The organism is Hymenobacter algoricola, assembly GCF_039539525.1.
Classification (GTDB): domain Bacteria; phylum Bacteroidota; class Bacteroidia; order Cytophagales; family Hymenobacteraceae; genus Hymenobacter; species Hymenobacter algoricola.
In genome coordinates this window covers 31,312-49,038 of record NZ_BAABDH010000114.1, presented here as the reverse complement: position 1 = coordinate 49,038, position 17,727 = coordinate 31,312, and the positions used below count along the sequence as shown (strand labels likewise).

At 63.1% G+C, this 17,727-nt stretch carries 15 protein-coding genes and 1 tRNA gene; 10 read left to right on the top strand and 6 right to left on the bottom strand.

What is annotated here, in order from left to right:
• The first annotated feature begins 234 nt into the window (after nt 1-234).
• The 5 genes from ABD842_RS20765 to ABD842_RS20745 all read left to right on the top strand — a co-directional run bounded on the left by ABD842_RS20765 (nt 235) and on the right by ABD842_RS20745 (nt 9,163).
• A complete protein-coding gene (locus ABD842_RS20765; RefSeq protein ID WP_345117962.1) occupies nt 235-1,548 on the top strand; it encodes an amidohydrolase family protein in 1,314 nt (437 codons plus the stop codon).
• A 299-nt stretch (nt 1,549-1,847) separates the two neighbouring features.
• Complete coding sequence (locus ABD842_RS20760; RefSeq protein WP_345117961.1) at nt 1,848-2,513, top strand: response regulator; 666 nt, start codon at nt 1,848-1,850, stop codon at nt 2,511-2,513.
• Nucleotides 2,514-3,370: 857 nt separating this feature from the next.
• Complete coding sequence (locus ABD842_RS20755; protein WP_345117960.1) at nt 3,371-5,404, top strand: RICIN domain-containing protein; 2,034 nt, start codon at nt 3,371-3,373, stop codon at nt 5,402-5,404.
• Nucleotides 5,405-5,438: 34 nt separating this feature from the next.
• On the top strand, nt 5,439-6,344 hold the full coding sequence (locus ABD842_RS20750) for a DUF6929 family protein (protein ID WP_345117959.1): 906 nt from the start codon (nt 5,439-5,441) through the stop codon (nt 6,342-6,344).
• Between the two features lie 110 nt (nt 6,345-6,454).
• Entirely contained in the window at nt 6,455-9,163 is a 2,709-nt protein-coding gene (locus tag ABD842_RS20745) for a cyclic nucleotide-binding domain-containing protein (RefSeq protein ID WP_345117958.1), read from the top strand.
• Here the strand turns inward: ABD842_RS20745 and ABD842_RS20740 are convergent.
• The 6 genes from ABD842_RS20740 to ABD842_RS20715 form a co-directional block, all read right to left on the bottom strand.
• Nucleotides 9,160-9,375, bottom strand: coding sequence for a hypothetical protein (locus ABD842_RS20740; protein WP_345117957.1), 216 nt, complete (start codon nt 9,373-9,375; stop codon nt 9,160-9,162). The two genes, ABD842_RS20745 and ABD842_RS20740, sit on opposite strands and share 4 nt — an antisense overlap.
• Nucleotides 9,376-9,392: 17 nt before the next feature.
• A complete protein-coding gene (locus ABD842_RS20735) occupies nt 9,393-9,599 on the bottom strand; it encodes a hypothetical protein (RefSeq protein ID WP_345117956.1) in 207 nt (68 codons plus the stop codon).
• 339 nt (nt 9,600-9,938) lie between these two features.
• Nucleotides 9,939-10,020: transfer RNA gene (locus ABD842_RS20730), tRNA-Leu, on the bottom strand.
• Nucleotides 10,021-10,038: 18 nt separating this feature from the next.
• On the bottom strand, nt 10,039-10,635 hold the full coding sequence (gene hscB / locus ABD842_RS20725) for a Fe-S protein assembly co-chaperone HscB (RefSeq protein ID WP_345117955.1): 597 nt from the start codon (nt 10,633-10,635) through the stop codon (nt 10,039-10,041).
• Nucleotides 10,613-10,918, bottom strand: coding sequence for a putative quinol monooxygenase (locus ABD842_RS20720; RefSeq protein WP_345117954.1), 306 nt, complete (start codon nt 10,916-10,918; stop codon nt 10,613-10,615). Before ABD842_RS20720 ends, hscB begins: the two co-directional genes overlap by 23 nt.
• A gap of 152 nt (nt 10,919-11,070) precedes the next feature.
• On the bottom strand, nt 11,071-11,832 hold the full coding sequence (locus ABD842_RS20715) for an SAM hydrolase/SAM-dependent halogenase family protein (protein WP_345117953.1): 762 nt from the start codon (nt 11,830-11,832) through the stop codon (nt 11,071-11,073).
• Between the two features lie 139 nt (nt 11,833-11,971).
• On the opposite strand from ABD842_RS20715, the gene ABD842_RS20710 reads away from it, so the two are divergent.
• From ABD842_RS20710 to ABD842_RS20690, 5 genes are all read left to right on the top strand, one after another.
• Nucleotides 11,972-13,078 carry a PhoH family protein gene (locus ABD842_RS20710; protein WP_345117951.1) on the top strand — a complete coding sequence of 369 codons (1,107 nt, stop codon included), beginning with the start codon at nt 11,972-11,974 and terminating at the stop codon, nt 13,076-13,078.
• A 146-nt stretch (nt 13,079-13,224) separates the two neighbouring features.
• Complete coding sequence (locus ABD842_RS20705) at nt 13,225-13,665, top strand: GNAT family N-acetyltransferase (protein WP_345117950.1); 441 nt, start codon at nt 13,225-13,227, stop codon at nt 13,663-13,665.
• A gap of 213 nt (nt 13,666-13,878) precedes the next feature.
• On the top strand, nt 13,879-16,113 hold the full coding sequence (locus ABD842_RS20700) for a ComEC/Rec2 family competence protein (RefSeq protein WP_345117949.1): 2,235 nt from the start codon (nt 13,879-13,881) through the stop codon (nt 16,111-16,113).
• Between the two features lie 178 nt (nt 16,114-16,291).
• Nucleotides 16,292-17,101 (top strand): enoyl-CoA hydratase/isomerase family protein, encoded by an 810-nt coding sequence (locus ABD842_RS20695; protein WP_345117948.1) that lies wholly within the window; start codon nt 16,292-16,294, stop codon nt 17,099-17,101.
• A gap of 120 nt (nt 17,102-17,221) precedes the next feature.
• On the top strand, nt 17,222-17,719 hold the full coding sequence (locus ABD842_RS20690) for a sterol desaturase family protein (protein WP_345117947.1): 498 nt from the start codon (nt 17,222-17,224) through the stop codon (nt 17,717-17,719).
• The last annotated feature ends 8 nt before the right edge of the window (nt 17,720-17,727 follow it).

Below are 17,727 nucleotides of genomic sequence, written 5' to 3'. Positions count from 1 at the left end.
CGTCTGATTACCAATCAAACCGACGCCCCGCGAGATGCTTCGACTTCGCGGACGCCAGAGGCAGCCATGACCGCCTGATCTATTCCAACGATTCCCGGACTCCCCACAACGGTTCCCGGACTCTCCCCAACGACTTCCGGGCACTCCCCAACGACTTCCGGGCACTCCCCAACGACTTCCGGACGCTCCCCAACGATTTCCGGACTCTTCCACCAGCATTTTCCCGACTTTTCTATGCGTTTACGCTCTTCTCTTTTCCTGCTCACGCTCACCCTGGCGGGCCGCGCGGCCCTGGCCCAGGTACCCACGCCGGCCCCGGCCCAGAGCAAGCCCCTGCTGCTGCTGGGCGGCACGCTGCACGTGGGCAACGGCACCGTGATTCCCGACGCCGCCGTGGCCTTCGACAAGGGCCGCCTCACCTACGCCGGCGCCCAGGCCGGCTTCCCGCTCGACAAAGCGGCCTACGAGGTGGTCAACGTGCAGGGCCAGCAGATTTACCCCGGCCTGATTCTGCCCAACACCACCCTCGGCCTGACCGAAGTGGAAGCCATCCGCGCCACTGTGGACGAGGCCGAGGTGGGCGCCATCAACCCCAACGTGCGCGCCCTGATTGCCTACAACACCGACTCCGACATCCTGCCCACCGTGCGCACCAACGGCGTGCTGCTGGCCCAGATTACGCCCCGCGGCGGCATCATCTCGGGCCAGAGCAGCATTGTGCAGCTCGACGCCTGGAACTGGCAGGACGCGGCCATCAAGGCCGACGACGGCCTGCACCTGACCTGGCCGCCGCTGATTCTCAAGCTCAACCCCGCCGAGGATGCCCCCGCCCTGGAAAAGCGCGAAAAGGCCCGTCAGCAGCAGCTGCGCGACCTCGAGCAACTGCTCACCGAAGCCTCGGCCTACCGCAGCCTGCCCGCCGGCCGCCGCGAAAACCTGCGCCTCTCGGCCATGGCCGGGCTGTTCGACGGCTCCAAAACACTGTTTCTGCACGCCGACTACGGCAAGGAAATCATCGAGGGCGTGCGGTTTGCCAAGCGCCTGGGGGTGCAGAAGGTAACCATCGTGGGTGCCCGCGACGCGTGGATGATGCTCGACTTCATCAAGCAGAACGACGTGGCCGTGATCTTGTCGCGCGTGCACGCCCTGCCGCGCCGCGCCGGCGACGACTACGACCAGCCCTACAAGCTGCCCGCCCAGCTGCAGGCCGCCGGCATCCGCTACTGCCTCGACTACGAAGGCGGCATGGAAGCTCCCGGGGCCCGCAACCTGGCCTTCATTGCCGGCACCGCCGCCGGCAATGGCCTGACCAAAGAACAGGCTCTCACGGCCGTCACCCTGAGCCCGGCCCGGATCCTGGGCATCGACAAGGACTACGGCAGCCTCGAAGCCGGCAAGTCGGCCACGCTCGTGGTCAGCACCGGCGACCTGCTCGATATGCGCACCAACAACGTCACCCGCGCCTTCATCGACGGCCGCTCCTTCAACCTGACCAACAAGCAGATATACCTGCGCGACAAGTTCAAGGGCAAATACGGTATGCAGTAGCCGCAGCGCTGCAGTACCGTTCTATAAAAAGCTCCCGGCTCCCCCGGGAGCTTTTTATGTATATTATATACTGGATTATGAATAGATTGCCGGGCAGTTGACGGTGATTTCGTCGTTGCTGCTCCGTTTAGGAGCATGCTGCCAGTGGGGCGCGGCCAGCTGCCGGACCCCGGGCCGAGCCTCTGCTGATAAGGCCTGCTCTGACGCGCTGAAAGCCGCCGGGCTCCTGCCGTCGGGTGCCCGGCCGCTGGCCGGATCAGCTTTGAGGGCTCTGCTACCCGAATTTCCACGCGCTACCTATGCCTACCACACCTGCCGCTTCCGCCCAGATTTACGTTATGATTGTGGATGACCACCAGCTGGTTATCGAGGGCATCAAGACCTTACTGAAAAACGAAGCCGGAATCCGGGTAGTGGCGCAGGCCAGCAGCGAGGAGGACGCGCTGCGTCAACTGGCAGCGTACCCGCAGGTAAACGTGGTCATTCTGGACCTGAACATGCCGCAGACAGCGGGTGCCGCCCTGATTCGGACCATTAGCGCTGACTTCCCTCACTGCCGGGTGCTGGCCCTGAGCATGGGGCATGAGTATGCCTCCGTCGCGCAGGTGCTGCAGGCCGGCGGTTGCGGCTACCTGCTGAAGAATACCAGCAAAGCCGAGCTGAGCACCGCCATCCGGCAGGTGGCGCAGGGCCAGACGTTCTTCAGCCCGGAGGTTGGCACCACGCTGCTGGCCAACCTGCAGATTCCGGCCAACCGCGACAGTCAGCCCGTGGGACTGACCACCCGGGAGCGGGAGATTCTGCAGCTCATTGCCCAGGAGTACTCCAACTCCCACATTGCCGAAGCCCTTTTTATCAGTGAGCGGACGGTGGAAACGCACCGCAAAAACATTCTGACCAAAACCAACTCCAAATCAGTGGTCGGACTAATTCAGTACGCGCTGCGGCACAAGCTCATCGTCTGAGGCCGGGCGGTGGTAGTAGCGTCGAGCTTATAAGTTACCGCCATCCTCCTATTTGACCGAGCTGTCCCGCAGCGGCGGCTAACTGGGGCGCCCATCGGCGCAGATAAGGCTGCAGGCTGGTTCGGGGCAGTTCAGCAGCAAGCGGCAAATAGCCCGAAGCCCGGGCAGGACGGAGTAAACCACCGTTTTGCCGGTGAAAAGCCCTTTTACTAGCCTGCCTCCGCTCCTTGGCAATTGGGGTTGTGGAAGGCAATGGGTTCCGGCAGAAGGAAGTGTCCGTGCTGGTACGGATGTCATTGTCCGTGCCAGTACGGGTAAAGCGTTCCGGGGTAGTACGTATTTTGGCAGCCCGGGTGAAAAAAATTACTTGTCAATAGTCAATCAAATAATAATATCTTTATATTTGTACAAGTGGTTGAAACAAGAATAATTTGAACGTTTCTTCGTAATGCCCTTTCAGCCAGCCCGACCTATCTGCTCCTAATCTCTCACTTTAACGGAAAAAAACCATGCCGTCAAAGATCCTCTCCTTCATTTGCCACGTGCCCGGTATGATGCCGGGGGCCTACCCATCCGTACCAACAGCTTCCCTTCCGAACCGGGTTGCGGAGCGCCGGACTGAGCCGAAAGCTGCCGGTGGGCATTTCACGGCCATATACGAGAACGAGCGGTTTGTCCGCTTCAAGTACATTAACAACACGGCCAGCTAAACGCGGCAACCTTTTAGTACCTGGTGTTTTTAAGTAAGCGCCGTGCTTCTCTGGCGGGAAAAGCACGGCGCTTTGCGTTGTGGGGGGCGTGCCGGCTGCCGCGCAGATTTCGTCTAACTTGCGCCCCAGTCCATCCGTTTCGCGTGCATGCTCAATCCGTTCCGTTGCCTTTTACTGCTGCTGTTGCTGCTGCCGGCTTTGGTAAGTCACGCCCAGCCAGGGAATTTCCAGCCCGATGAAAATGCCTGGTACGGCGTGGTGGCGCGGGGCAGTGGCCGCTCCCTGGACCTGACCGGCTCCTCGGCCGAAGCCGGGGTACCGGCCGTGCAGTGGGAATTCACGCACGCGCCCAGCCAGCAGTGGCGGTTTGTGCGGGCCGCCGCCGGCAGCGAGTACTACCGTTTGGAAGCCAAGCACAGCGGCAAGTGCCTGACGGTGGAAAAGCCCGATGAAAACGCCGTGATAACCCAGCGGCCCTGGACCGGTGGCTTTTACCAGCAGTGGAAGCTGGTGCCCGCCGGCCCGGCGGGCAGCTTTGAGCTGGTGAACCGCGGCAATGAAAAGTGCGCGGCCGTCGCCGCATCGGACAAATTCAACGGTACTGCCATCGTATCGCAGCGGCCCATGAACCGGGCTACCCAGCAGTGGCGCCTGTTTAAGCTGCACCTGAACCTGGATTCGCGGCAGATGGGGTTCGGGAAGGCCGAGCCGCTGACGGCTCTCAATACGCCGGGCAACGAGCTGCAGCCGGTGCTGACGCCCGACGGCAAGACGCTGTATCTGGCCCGCACCAAGTTTGCCGGCAATACCGAAGGCAACACCGATTCCGGCGACATCTGGGTGAGCCAGACGGCGGACGGCGGCCAGACCTGGGGGCCGGCCCAGCGGCTCGACGCGCTGAATACCCAGCAAAACAATGGCGTAATGGCCGTGCTGGGCGCGGATGGCGGCACGCTGCTCGTGCGGGGCACCTACGACCGGGACGGCACCTTCCGCGACGACGGCCTGTCGAAAGTGGCGCGCGGGGGCGGCCCCAAAAGCAAGAGCGGCCGCCCGGAAGCCCTTGATATCCGCAACTACTACTCCGCCGCGGCGGCTACCACGTTCTTTCAGACCACCGACGAGAAGGTGCTGCTGCTGTCTTTGGAGCGCGGCGACTCGTTCGGGGGCAATGACCTCTACGTAAGTATGCCCGGCGGCGGTGGCAGCTGGACCGAGCCGCGCAACCTGGGCGGAGTGCTCAATTCTCCCGGCTTCGAGTTTGCGCCCTGGCTGGCTCCCGACGGCAAAACCCTGTACTTCTCCTCTTATGGGCACGCCGGCTACGGCAGCTCCGATATCTTCGTCAGTACCCGCCTCAACGATACCTGGACGGCGTGGAGTGAGCCGCGCAACCTGGGGCCTTCGCTCAACACGGCCGGCTTCGATGCTTACTTCATGCTGAGTCCCGACGGCAAGCAGGCCTACTACGCCGCTTCCCGTACTGCCAACGGCCCCGCCGACCTGTTTCGGGCCACCGCCGCCGGCATTGCTCCGCCCGATACGGTGCCGCCGCCGCCCGTGGTGCCCAACATTGCGCAGCGGGCCCTGCTTCAGGGGCGGGTGCTGGATGCCAAAACCCGGCAGCCGGTGGTAGCCGAAATAAAAGCCATCCGGCTGGGCAATGAAATAGCGTTTAACGCCACCTCCCGCACCGACGCCTCCGGCCAGTTCCAGTTTACCCTGCCCCAGGGGCCTTACCGCGTGGCGGCAGCCAGCAAAGGCTACCTCACGGCTACCGATACGGTGAAAATGATTGGCTCCCTGACCCGGGACCTGCTGCTGGTGCCCGCCGCCGTGGGCGCCAGCCTCGACCTGCCCACGCTCATCTTTGCCCAGGGCAAGTCCAGCCTGCTGCCGGCCTCCTACGCCGAGCTGAACCGCCTGGCCCGGACGCTCACCGATAATCCGGCCGTGAGTATCCGGCTGGAAGGCCACACCGACAACCAGGGCAAAGCCGAGCTGAACCAGCAGTTGAGCGAAGATCGGGTGGCGGAAGTACGCCGCTACCTCGTTACGCGCGGCGTGGCCCAGGAGCGCATCAGCACCATTGGTTTTGGGGGCACCAAACCGCGGGTCAGCAATGCCAAAGAGGATACCCGCAAGCTCAACCGCCGCGTAGAGTTTACCATTACCAAGTAGCAACGTCTCATTAGGCCCTATTCCGGGTACGATCATGCAAGCTATAATTCGTCGGCAGTTGGAGTTAGCGGGGCTTCCCTCGGCTTCGGGAATTGAGGTGCTGGGGCCGCGGGCCTATATCGTTGGCGACGACTCCCCGTTTCTGTACTGCCTGGATTTGCAAAATCTGGCCATCACCGACCGGATTACGCTGTTCGATACCACCGAATTTGGCACCGGCCGGATTCCCAAGCTCCTCAAGCCCGATCTGGAGTGCCTGACGGTGCTGACGACACCAACCGGCGAAACGGGGCTGCTGCTGTGCGGCTCCGGGGCCACGGCGGCCCGCGAAGTAGGCTACTGGGTAACGTTTGCGGCCAACAGCCGCGTGGCTGCCGTGCGGCCCCTGGCCTTGGGTGGGCTGTACGCAGCCCTGCGCACGGCTCTGCCCCCGGGCGTGGTGCTGAATCTGGAAGCGGCGGCGGCTTCGGCCACGGAGCTACTGCTGTTTCAGCGGACGGTAGGCACCGGCAGCGGCAACCTGGTGTACCGGCTGCCGCTGCCGGCCACCTGGGACTTTCTGCTGGGCCAGACCACCCAAGTGCCGGCTTTCCGGTCGCAGCTCTACCAGCTGCCCACTATCGACGGCCGGCCCGCGGGTTTTTCCGGGGCTACCATGTTTGAGGAGCAGCTCTTTATCACGGCTTCCGTGGAAGACACTGCGGATGCCGTAGCCGACGGCGCCGTGCTGGGCAGCTTCGTGGGCGTGCTATCCGCGGAGCCGCCGCTGCAGAGCGTGGTGCTGACCCGCCTCGAACTGCCCGACGGGCAGCCCTACCGGGGCAAGGTGGAAAGCATTGCCGTGTACCGGCGGCTGGCCCCGGCGCGGTGGGAAATGATTTTGGTAACCGATGACGACGCGGGCGGCTCTACCGCCCTGGTAGTTGAACTGTCAGCCTAAGCCCGGGCGTAGCTGGGCATGGGTATCCTCCGGAGCGGGGCAGGTGGATTTTGCCGGTTATTTCAGGCAGAAGGCACTACCTTGCTTCTCGTTATTTTGGAGGCTACCTGATGATTCCTACCACGTGGTACCGTTCCCTGGGCATTCGACCGGATGAGGGCAAGACGGTCTGGCTGTTTTTCCTGCATAATTTCCTGCTGGGCATCGGGACGATTCTGGTCTACGTGTCGGCCAACGTGATTCTGCTCGAAAATAACCCCGAGCGAAGCCTGCCGCTGGCCTATGGCGTGGCCGCGCTGGCAATGATGGCCGTGGGCAAAGTCTACACCCATTTCGAGCACCACCTGCTGCTGCAGCAGCTGGCCGTGCGGGTGCTGCTGGCCGTGGTGGTGCTGACGGGCGTGCTGGGGGTGCTGGTGTACGCGGGCCATTCGGTGGCCGCGGCCGTGGCTATCATGGCCGGCTACCGCGTCATCTACCTGCTCACCAATCTGGAGTTCTGGGGCGTGTCGGCGGTGGTGTTCGACGTGCGCCAGGGCAAGCGTCTGTTCAGCGTCATCAGCTCGGGCGACATGCCCGCCAAGGCGCTGGGGGCGGTGCTGGCCATTCTCATTCACGCCCACACCGACCTGCTCTACCTGCTGCTGCTGGCCTTCGGGGCTTATCTGGGGGCGCTGTACACGTTGCGCACCACGCTCGATCTCCACGTCCTCGATGCCCGCCCCGCGGCCCGCCGGGAGCGGGAACAGGGCGTGGCGCCCCGGCTGCAGCAGTGGTTTGGCAACAGCCGCATGGTGCTGGCCATCTGCCTGAGCATGACGGCCATTGCCGCCGTCACGACGGGCGTGGAGTACACGTTCTTCGTCAACGTCAAGCACAAGTTCCACGATCAGGCGACCGTGATGCAGTACGTGGGCAGCGTGCTGACGCTCACGTATCTGCTGGCTATGGTGTTTAAGCTGCTGCTGTCGGGGCAGGCTCTGGAGCGGGTGGGAGTGCGTCGGATGCTGCTGGCGCTGCCGGTACTAGTGCTCGGCGGCATCGGCCTATTCTACGGCCTTTGGTTCGGCGGCGCCGGTGAGGGCACGCTGCTGCTGTACTTCTGTGGGCTGTATCTGGGGCTGGAGGTGCTGCGCCGGGCCGTGTTCGACCCGGTGTTTCTGGTGCTGTTTCAGCCGTTGCCCGCGCCCGAGCGGCTGCAGGCGCACACGCTGGCCAAGGGCTTCTACGAGCCGCTGGGCATGGCCTTGACCGGCCTGCTGCTGTTTGGGCTGCACGACTCTCCCGCCTTCAGCCAGATCGTGTCATTTATCTGGATGGGGCTGCTGATGGCCGGGGCGCTGTACTTTCTGCACCGCACCTACGGCCACTACCTGGCCGAGCTGCAGCACGCCCTGAGCCGCCGCTTTACCTTCGAAGGGGAACCTGGTGGTGCCCCCACCCGCCTGAGTGCTGAAGCCGCCGCCAGCCCCGCCGTGGAGCCGGAGCTGGTGAAGTACCTCATTGGTCTGCTTCCTGATAAAGCCACCCGCCAGCCTGCCGCCGACCGCCTCACCCGCCTCGGCGCCGCCGCCGTGCCCGGCTTGCGCGACGCCCTGAGCAAGACAACGGACGAGGCGCTGGTCCGCCGCTTCGCGCAGATTCTGGGCCGGATCCCGCTGCCCGCCAGCCGGCAGGTGCTCGTCGAGCTGGCCCGGCAGCCCCACTTGTTTCGGCGCGAAGCGGCCCTGCGCGCCCTGCGGGGTTTTGCGCCGGGCACGGCCGATGCAGCCGGCTTTCAGGCGCTGCTGCAGCAGGAAATGCGCCTGGCCCAGCACCTGCTCCACGGCCTCGATGCCACTGCCGACGCGCCCCTGCGCCAGGCCCTGCGCTACGAGCTGACCCGCGTCGAGCAGCGCGTGTTCGGGCTGCTGCTGCTGCTGTACCCGCCCCACATCATTGCCGACGCCCAGCGCGGCGTGGCCCACGCCACCCGGGAGCGGCAGGCCAATGCCCTCGAAATTCTCGACAATATCATCCCGCGGTCGGTGTACCAGGGCCTGCAGGCGTTGCTGGATCTGATGCCCGTGGCGGAAAAAGTAGCCACGTTCGACAGCCTGTTCGGAGCCGCCATCCGGCCGCAGCCCATCGTGCCCAGCATCGTGCAGCAGGGCGAAGCGGCCTTTTCCGACTGGACCATCAGCGTGGCCCTGCGCCAGTGGGCGCCGGAGCCGGCCACTCTGCCCCAACTACTGCCCCATCTGCGCAGCACCAGCCAGCTCATCCGCGCAAGCGCCTTCGCCGGGCTGGCGGCGCTGGCGGCCAGACAGCCCGTGGTGTATCAGTCCTTTTTAGCCGCTTACCCCACCGTTTTCCCCCTCGTTATGAGCCATTCTGCCGAACCCGCCCGCATTGCGGCCGCCGAGCGGGTCAGCGTGCTGAAAAACACGCCCCTGTTCGCCGAAACGCCCGAAAACGTCCTCAGCAGTATTGTGCCCATCATGAAGGAAGTCGCTTTCCAAGATGGCCAGCAGATCTTTGCCAAAGGCGACCTGGGCACCTCGCTGTTCATTCCTTACGAAGGAGAAGTCGGAATCTTCAACGGTAGCCAGCAGTTGGCCACCTTCCGCAAGGGCGACTTCTTCGGGGAGTTGGCCCTGCTCGATGCCGAGCCCCGTTCCGCTTCCGCCGTGGCTCAGGGCCCCGTGCTGGCCTTCCGCCTCGATCAGGATGACTTCTACGACGTGATGGAGGAGCGGGGGGAAGTGCTGCGCAATATTCTGCGGGTGCTCTGCCAGCGGCTGCGGCGGCAAAATGAGCGGATTCACCAGCCGCTTTAAGCCGGAACCGCCGCGGCAGTAGTCAGGGCACGGTAGCGGGTCAGGGCTTCGAGGCAGAAACCGGTGGTCATTGCCCAGGGCTCCAACCCGTGCGCCGCCTGGGGCCGGCGTAGCTGGGGCCGGCGTAGAGCAGCCAGCTGCGCCCGCAGAATGTAGCGCATGGCCGCTGTCAGCTCGGGTGGGTTGCTACGCAGATTCAGCTGGCGGCACACGGCCCAGGCGGTATCGGTCAGGGTTTCGCCCAGGCGACCAGCGGGGGCCTGGCCTGGGCCAGAATGCTGCTGATGATGGGCTCCCGCCGGGGTTCGGGGTTGGTGATGCCGGCGTAGTAGTTGCGGGTAAAGAAGTAATACACGAAAAACGGGTCACGATACAGGTCGCAGTCGGGCTCATTATTTTCGGCAATGATGCGCAGCAGGTAAGCAATAAGCGGCAAACAGCAGCGAGAGCGAAGCCGGCGAAGTTTAAGCCCCGGGAAATTGCCGTTGAGTGAGGCTGCAGGGTGCCCAAGCCTTGCTGTGGGAGCTTCTGACTGACCCTGCGCTGAGTGTATCGTTGGCGGTATGGGAGCAGGCAGTTGGTTATGCGCCAACTCAGCGTAATGTCCAGCTCCGTGACGGAGTAGCCTACTGCATGCAGTGCTACCAGGCTCGGGTGACGACCAGTACGTTAATCTTGAAGGCACAGACCGTATGCCCACTCTGAGCCAGGCTCTGCGGCCTGGGCAGCTCAGCGCAAAAAAAAGTCCCTCAACATCTTGTTGAGGGACTTTTTGTACCCGGAGCCGGAATCGAACCGGCATATCTCTCGATATCGGTGTTTGAGACCGACGCGTCTACCAGTTCCGCCATCCGGGCCTGTCACGTTCCCACAACTCAGGAACGGGCTGCAAACTTAGCCAGACTTTCGCGAATGCGCAACAGGTAGCGCCGCTTGAGGTAGTAAGTTCTCACCTGCTGCAGTGCCTGAGGCCGCACATCGGCGGGCAGGCCGGCATAGCCGCCTAGTACGGGTGCAATGCCGGCATCCAGCGTGGCAGAGAGGGTATTGACCTCCTCCTGCACCTGGGCCACGATGGTAGGGTCGGGCTCAAACTCCAGTTCCATCAGCTGCTCGTTGAGGTCCATTACTTCCATCAAAAAATCAGTGGGCAATTCCTGTTTGCCTTCCGCCAGCAGCCCGTGCAGGCCCAGAATGTAAGCCATGCGCTGCTCAGGGTGCGCCAGAGTCCGGTAGGCGTTGGTGTTGAGTGTGGCCAGCTGCAGGATTTCCTGCTGCCGCCCCGGCGAGGCGGTGGCGTGAAAATCGGGATGGTATTCGCGGCTGAGGGCGTAGTACTTCTGCTTCAGTGCGGCTTCGTCCGGCTGGAAGGTTTCGGGCAGGGCGTAAAATTCGAAGTAGTTGGTAGTCATGAGAAGCAACAGGCGCTGGGGTGGGGGTGGAGCGGCCTTACGGCCGGTCGGAGGAGGCATTTACCGGGTTTACGGAAAAAGCCAGTGCCGGGGCCGCAAACAGGCGTTTGGTGGCCGGCCATACCTGTCCGAACAGCGCTGACTTCCGGTAGGCATCCAGCGCTGCTGCCGACGCCCAGTGGCTATGGGTACAGTACACGTGCGGCAGGTCGGCATCCTGCCACAATTCCAGGTGCTGGCAGCCCGGCATCTGCCGGATCAGCGCCTCCGACCCGTGAAAAATTTCCAGGAATGCCTGCGTATTCTCCGGCTGAAAAGTCATGCGCACAATTCGGATGATCATAGAGAAGAAGTTGCCGGGAAAGAAAAAAAGGTGTTCCTGTCAATATGGCGGTTATTCATTAACATAATAAATAGATAAAAATAAAAGCCCTGTGAGTAGCTGCAACAGCCGTTTTACTAGGCTACCGCAAGCATAGTTTACCTGTGAAAGCGTTACGCCGGGAAGCGAATGTCCACCTGCGAGTCGAAGTGGAGGCCGAGCAGCTCGGAGGCGTTTCCCTGATTGACGCCGATGCTGAGACGGTCCTGGCTGTTGAAGATGCAAACGGCTTCGCCGGGGTCTGCCATCTGAAAGTGCGGGACAATGTCGCGGACGGTTTCGCGGGCAAAGTGGATAGTGCAGGGCCGGCCGCGGGCAATGACCTCGACGGCCGTGCGGCTGATGTTGGTGACCAGGTTGCCATAATGATCCACGTGAATGACGTGGCCGGTGATGCGGTTGTCCTGCAGGCGCATCTGCCGGTTCATGAGTTGGTAAAGCTCCGTGGTGGGCTCGCCCAGGTCGGCGAGCAGCCCGCCCTGGGCCAGGTGCACGGCGGCGGGAGCCAGCACGTCGCGGGTGGGGGAAGGGGTGGGCTCGGCCGTCAGCTTTACCAGCTGCTCGGGCTGCCCATCGGTAAGCAGCGCCAGCAGGCCGTTGTTGGCGGCCACAAAGTAATGGCCGCCGAACAGCATAGCGTGCCAGCTGCCCTTCGTGCCGTGGTCGTTGACGCCCAGCAGGTGCACTGTCCCGGCGGGGAAGTCGCGAAAGACGGCGTCGAGCACGTGCACGGCGTGGGCAATGTTGAACGGCTCAATGCCGTGGCTGAGGTCGAGCACGGCCTGGGCGGGTGCCAGCTGCATGATCCGGGCTTTTACCGCCGCCACGTAATGGTCGCGGTAGCCAAAATCAGAGAGAAACGTAATCAGCCCCATGCCGGAAATCCTCAGTTCTTCGTACTATTGTTTACCCCGGGTGGGGGCGGCAAAAGTAGGCTATTTGGCCGGATGGAACCAATGCCGGCCCCCCGGGTTACTGTTTTAAAGTTCACCTCCGTTAAAACCCACCCACAGTTTGGTCGAGAAAATCATCACGCTCGAAAACGTTTCTCTTGTCGAATTCCTCGGACCCGACAACCAGAACATTCGCCAGCTGGCCGCGGCCTTTCCCGGCAGCAAGATTATTTCGCGCGGCAACGAGATTAAGATTCAGGGGCAAACGCCCATCATTGCCAGGATCAACGAAATCCTGTCGTCCCTGATCGAACACTACCATCAATTCGGGCAAATTACGGATAAGACAGTTGCCGAGCACATTGCCGCCGCCGACGACGAGCAGCAGGAGCGGATCATTGCCAGCACCCCGCCCTCCGACGTTATCGTGTTCGGGGCCAAGGGCGGCGTCATCAAAGCCAAAACGCCGAACCAGCAGAAGCTGGTGGACGCCGTCATGAAGTACGACCTGGTGTTTGCGCTCGGGCCGGCCGGCACCGGCAAAACCTACGTGTCGGTGGCGCTGGCCGTGCGGGCCCTCAAGAATAAGGAGGTCAAAAAGATTATCATCTCGCGGCCCGTGGTGGAAGCGGGCGAAAACCTGGGCTTTTTGCCCGGCGACATGAAGGAGAAGGTAGATCCGTATCTGCGCCCGATTTATGACGCTCTGGAAGACATGATTCCGGCCGAAAAGCTGAAGTTCTACCAGGAAAACAAGATCATCGAAATTGCCCCGCTGGCTTATATGCGCGGCCGCACGCTCAACAACGCCTTCGTGCTGCTCGACGAGGCCCAGAACACCACGCCCTCGCAGCTGAAGATGTTTCTGACCCGTATGGGCCCGATGGCCAAGGTGATGGTGAACGGCGACCGAAGCCAGATTGACCTGCCCACCAAGCAGAAATCCGGTCTGATGCAGGCCCTCGATATCCTGAAGGACGTGCGCGGCATCGGCTTCGTGGAAATGACCGCCGAGGACGTAGTGCGCCACCGCCTGGTCAAGGAAATTGTGGTGGCCTACGACCGGTTTGATGCCGACGAGCAGCGCGACCAGGCCAACCGGCCCGTGCGCGAAGCCCGTCAGTACCGTCCGAACCCTACCCAGGCCCCGGACCCGGCCCGTCACCCCGATGCCCGCCCCGAGGACGACGGCATGAAGGACTTGCCGGTAAACCACGAGAATATCTAGGAGCCTCGAACCGGTTCCCGTAACCAGAAAAAGCCTGATCCACCCCTGGGACAGGCTTTTTCGGTAGCATGATGAGCCCTGGCGCTAGCCGCTGGCACCGGAGTCGGCGGCCGGCGGCTCTTGTGAACCCAATAAAATAAGCCCCGATGATAACCGTCCAATCTATTGCCGAGCCGCAGGACCTGACGGCGGCCCTGGCCATTCGCTACAAGGTGTTTGTGGAAGGCCAGGGCGTGCCGGCGGAGGCCGAAAATGATGCTCACGACTATACCGATGCCCACCACTACCTGGCCCGCACCGCCAGCGGCCAGCCCTGCGGCGCTGCCCGCTGGCGCACCACTGCCGACGGCGTAAAGCTGGAGCGGTTCGCCGTGCTGGCCGAATTTCGCAACCAGGCCGTGGGCGCGGCGCTGCTGCGGCGCGTGCTCGACGACGTGCGGACGGCCCAACCCGCCGCCGCGGTGTACCTGAACGCGCAGCTGCGCGCCATTCCGTTTTATGAGCGCCACGGCTTTGAGAAGATCGGGGACCAGTTTACGGAGTGTGCCATTGAGCACTTTAAGATGGAGTTGCGCCGACCGCACTAAGCGCTGTAACGGCGCATTCCTAGGTAAAAGCCTGTCTATCGACCTGATGGGCAGGCTTTTTGGCGTCTGGTAGTCTCCCTGGCACTCGGGAAATAGCTTGCCGGGCGAAGCCGGCGCCGGGCGTTTCACCGGAGCCCTGCGGCATTGACTTATGCCGGAATTTTAGCAGCTTACTCGGGTAATCAGTGCAGCAGTTATTTATTCTATCCTCCTATGATTCACTGGGCCCCCGTTGCCTTTGTGCGGCTGTTTCTGGCGCTGGCCGCCGGCATTCTATCCTACCTCTACTTCGGCAGCAGCCTGCCGGACCTGCGCTGGACCCTGGCCGCCAGCATCGGGGTGTTTGTCGGGCTGCAGCGCTGGGCCAGCCGCCAGCCCACACCCGGCCCCACGGATGGCGTGGGCCTGCTGGCCCTGCTCTGTCTGTATCTGGCCGGCCTCACCCTCACCCAGCAAGCCACCGAATCGCGGCAGCCCACGCACCTGAGCCAGCTGCGCGGCCCCGTCGAGTTTTACCGGGCCGTGGTCGACGACTATACCGTGACGCGCCCGTCTACCTTTGCCACTACCGTGCGGGTGTCGGCGGTGCGCATAGCGGGGCAGTGGCAGCCGGCGCTGGGCGGCATCCGGGTGTCGGTGCCCCGCGACCCGGGCGTGGCCATGCCGCAGTACGGCGACGTGTGGCTGGTGCGCGGCGAGCCGGCGCCGAGCAAAGGGCCGCTCAATCCCGGCGAGTTCGACTACCGCCGCTACCTGCAGTACCATCAGGTCTACCACCAGCAGTTCATCCATGCCGACCAGTATAGGCGCATCAGCTTCCGCCCGCCCAGCTATCTGAAAGCCCTGAGCATGCGCGCCGCGCGGGTGCTGGAGGGCGTGTTTCGGCACTACGTGCGGGCCAAGCGGGAGTACGCGCTGGCCTCGGCGCTGGTGCTGGGCATCAAGGACGACGTGGACCAGGATACCAAGCAGGCCTACGCCAACACCGGCACCACGCACATCATGGCCGTGTCGGGCCTGCAGGTGGGGCTGCTGTTTGGGGCCGTAACGTGGCTGCTGGGGCGGCTGCCGGGCCGGCGCACCTGGCTGTTCCGCCTCACGGCCGCGGCGCTGGGGCTGGGCGTTATCTGGGCTTACGCCTTTTTGACGGGGCTTTCGGCATCGGTGCTGCGGGCGGCCGTGATGTTTACCTTTATCATCGTGGCCCGGGCCACCGGCCGGCAAAGCACCATGTATAATACGCTGGCCGTGGCCGCCTTCGTGCTGCTGTGCTACGACCCCTACCTGCTGGCCGACGTGGGCTTCCAGCTGTCTTTTCTGGCCGTGCTGAGCATTGTGTACCTGCAGCCGCGCATTGCCGGGTGGGTCGACTTCCGGGAGCTGGCCTGGAACCGCCGGCGGCCCTGGCAGCCCAGGGCGGTGCAGGGGCTGTGGCAGGCGGCGGGCTGGACGGGGGAGAAGATCTGGCAGGCTACGGCTTTGTCGCTGGCCGCGCAGGTGGCTACGTTTCCGCTGGGGCTGTTTTACTTTCATCAGTTTCCCCTCAGCTTTCTGGCTTCCAACCTGGTGGCCGTGCCCATTTCCTCGGGAGCGGTGTATGTGGGCCTGGCGCTGCTGGTCACGAAGGGACTGGTGGCGCTGCTCGGGCTGCTGGTACCGGCCGCCGGGCAGCCCGCCCTCGACTATCTGCCGCGGGGGCTGGCCTGGCTGTTTGAAAAAATGATCTGGGCTTTCAATGAATACATCTTCTGGATTGGCCGCACAATGCCGGGCGCGCTGATTTCCGGTATTCACGTCACCGCGCCGCAGGTATGGCTGATTGGCGGGGTAATTCTGGCGCTGCTCGCGTTTCTGGCCCTAAAAAAGCTGCCCTGGCTGGCAGTGGCCGGCGCGTTGCTCGCCGTCTACAGCGGCAGCAGCGTGTGGGCCGCCCGTGCCCTTACCACCGACGAGCGGCTGATTATCTACAGCATTCCGCGCCGCTCGGTGGTCGGCTTCTGGCAGGGCGCGGCCGCGCACATCGTCACCGTCGATTCCCTGCCCTTGTCCGACAAGGAGCGCACCTACCGTATCGTGCCGGGTATCATTCAGCGCGAAGCCCGGCGGGTGCGCTACCACGTGGGCTGGCAGCCGGCCCCCGTGCCGACGGCGCTGCCCGCGCCCCACCTGCTGCTGGCCGTGTGGCGGGGGCAGCGGCTGGCCTTTGTTTCCGGCCGCCTCGATGGGGCCCGGCAGCCGCAGCCGGTAGAAGTGGTGGTGCTGCGGCGCAATGCCCGGGTAGCGGCCGCGGAGCTGGCGGCCGTGTTCGGGCGGCGGGCCCCCGTTGTTTTCGACTCGTCCTGCAAGTCGTGGTACGTGGCCCGGCAGGACTCTGCGCTGAAAGCGGCGGGCTTCCGGACCCACGACGTAACCACGCAGGGTGCGTTCAGCGTGCGACCGCGGCGGTAGGAGTGGGGAAAAATGCGGCTCATCGAAACCGAATTGCTGGTGGCTACGCTATATAGTTTCTTTAGCTGCGCATTTTTGTTAGGTTTGGTTATAGCCTGACTCCACGCTTCCGCCCCGGCCCGGCCCCTTGCCGTCCATGCCGCCCGAAAGCATCACCCTGCCTTTTGCAACGACTGTCATGGACAATATGCCTACCCAGGAGCTGGAAGCGCTTCGCTACATCCGCTACGAGGCGCGGGACGCCATCGGCTACATCACCCTCAACCGCCCCGACAAGCGCAATGCGCTGAGCTTTGACATGGTGTCGGAGCTGAAGCAGGCCTTTGAGTTTGCCGAAGAAGATGAAGCCTGCAAGGTTATCGTGCTGCGCGCCGAGGGTCCGGCCTTCTGCGCCGGGGCCGACCTTACCTATATTCAGGAGCTGCAGGAATTTGGCTACGCCGATAATCTGGCCGACTCCACTCACCTGATGCAGCTGTTTCACCAGATTTACACCCTGGATAAAATCGTAATCGGCGAAATTCAGGGGCACGCGCTGGCGGGCGGCTGCGGCCTGGTCACCATCTGCGACTTTGCCTTTGCCGTGCCCGAAGCCAAGTTTGGCTATACCGAGGTGCAAATCGGCTTCCTGCCCGCCATCGTCAGCGTCTTTTTGCTGCGCAAGATCGGGGAGGCCCGCACCAAGCAGCTGCTGCTCACCGGCGACATTATCTCGGCCCAGGCGGCTACCGACTTCGGGCTGGTCAACTTCCTGGTTTCCAGCGAGGAGCTGGCAGGCAGCGTGTATGAGTTTGCCCGCCGCCTGTGCGTGCAGAACTCCGGGCAGAGTATGGCGCTGACCAAGGAAATGTTGGCCCGCATCCCGGAAATGCCCCTGGAAGACAGCCTGCGCTACGCCGCCCAGCTGAATGCCGAAGCCCGCGGCTCCGTAGATTGCCGCCGCGGTATTGCTGCCTTCCTCAACAAGGAGAAAATAACCTGGAACTAGGTCAATGCCCGGTTCTGAGTTGCTGGGAGGGTCGGAAGCTGAGGCGGGGCAGGGGCTTTGGTTCGGCTTGCGGACTTTTCCTCTCTTTTAACTTTTACTCCCCAACCCGGTTAGCTCCCTATGACAACGCTGGCAGCCGTAGCCGTAACGACGGCCACCTTTCTGGGTATGGAGTTCGTGGCCTGGTTCATGCACAAATTTGTGCTCCACGGTCCGCTCTGGTTTCTGCACCGCTCCCACCACGTGCGCCACCCGCATCACTTGGAGCGCAACGACTTCTTCTTCCTGTTTTATGGGGCGCTGTCGATGCTGTGCATTATCTACGGCTCACCGGCCAAAGACTGGCGCCTCTGGGTCGGCATTGGCATTGCCGCGTACGGTACCGTTTATTTCTTCGTGCACGACGTGCTGATTCACGGCCGGCTGCGGTTTTGGCGCAAATCGGGCAACACCTACCTTCGGGCGCTGAACATGGCCCACAAGATGCACCACAAAACCACTGGCCGCGACGGCTCCGAGGAGTTTGGCATGCTGTGGGTATCGCGGCGCTACGTGGCGCTGGCACTGCGCAAGCCGGCACCCAAAGACCGGCGGCATATTTCATCTTTCAATTCGTAGGGCCGGCA

Coding starts and splice junctions, on each gene's coding strand:
- ABD842_RS20745 (WP_345117958.1), top strand. CDS start 6,455: ATGATTCCTACCACGTGGTACCGTTCCCTGGGCATTCGACCGGATGAG.
- ABD842_RS20690 (WP_345117947.1), top strand. CDS start 17,222: ATGACAACGCTGGCAGCCGTAGCCGTAACGACGGCCACCTTTCTGGGT.
- ABD842_RS20700 (WP_345117949.1), top strand. CDS start 13,879: ATGATTCACTGGGCCCCCGTTGCCTTTGTGCGGCTGTTTCTGGCGCTG.
- ABD842_RS20760 (WP_345117961.1), top strand. CDS start 1,848: ATGCCTACCACACCTGCCGCTTCCGCCCAGATTTACGTTATGATTGTG.
- ABD842_RS20695 (WP_345117948.1), top strand. CDS start 16,292: ATGGACAATATGCCTACCCAGGAGCTGGAAGCGCTTCGCTACATCCGC.
- ABD842_RS20750 (WP_345117959.1), top strand. CDS start 5,439: ATGCAAGCTATAATTCGTCGGCAGTTGGAGTTAGCGGGGCTTCCCTCG.
- ABD842_RS20720 (WP_345117954.1), bottom strand. CDS start 10,918: ATGATCATCCGAATTGTGCGCATGACTTTTCAGCCGGAGAATACGCAG.
- ABD842_RS20715 (WP_345117953.1), bottom strand. CDS start 11,832: ATGGGGCTGATTACGTTTCTCTCTGATTTTGGCTACCGCGACCATTAC.
- ABD842_RS20705 (WP_345117950.1), top strand. CDS start 13,225: ATGATAACCGTCCAATCTATTGCCGAGCCGCAGGACCTGACGGCGGCC.
- ABD842_RS20755 (WP_345117960.1), top strand. CDS start 3,371: ATGCTCAATCCGTTCCGTTGCCTTTTACTGCTGCTGTTGCTGCTGCCG.
- ABD842_RS20765 (WP_345117962.1), top strand. CDS start 235: ATGCGTTTACGCTCTTCTCTTTTCCTGCTCACGCTCACCCTGGCGGGC.
- hscB (WP_345117955.1), bottom strand. CDS start 10,635: ATGCCTCCTCCGACCGGCCGTAAGGCCGCTCCACCCCCACCCCAGCGC.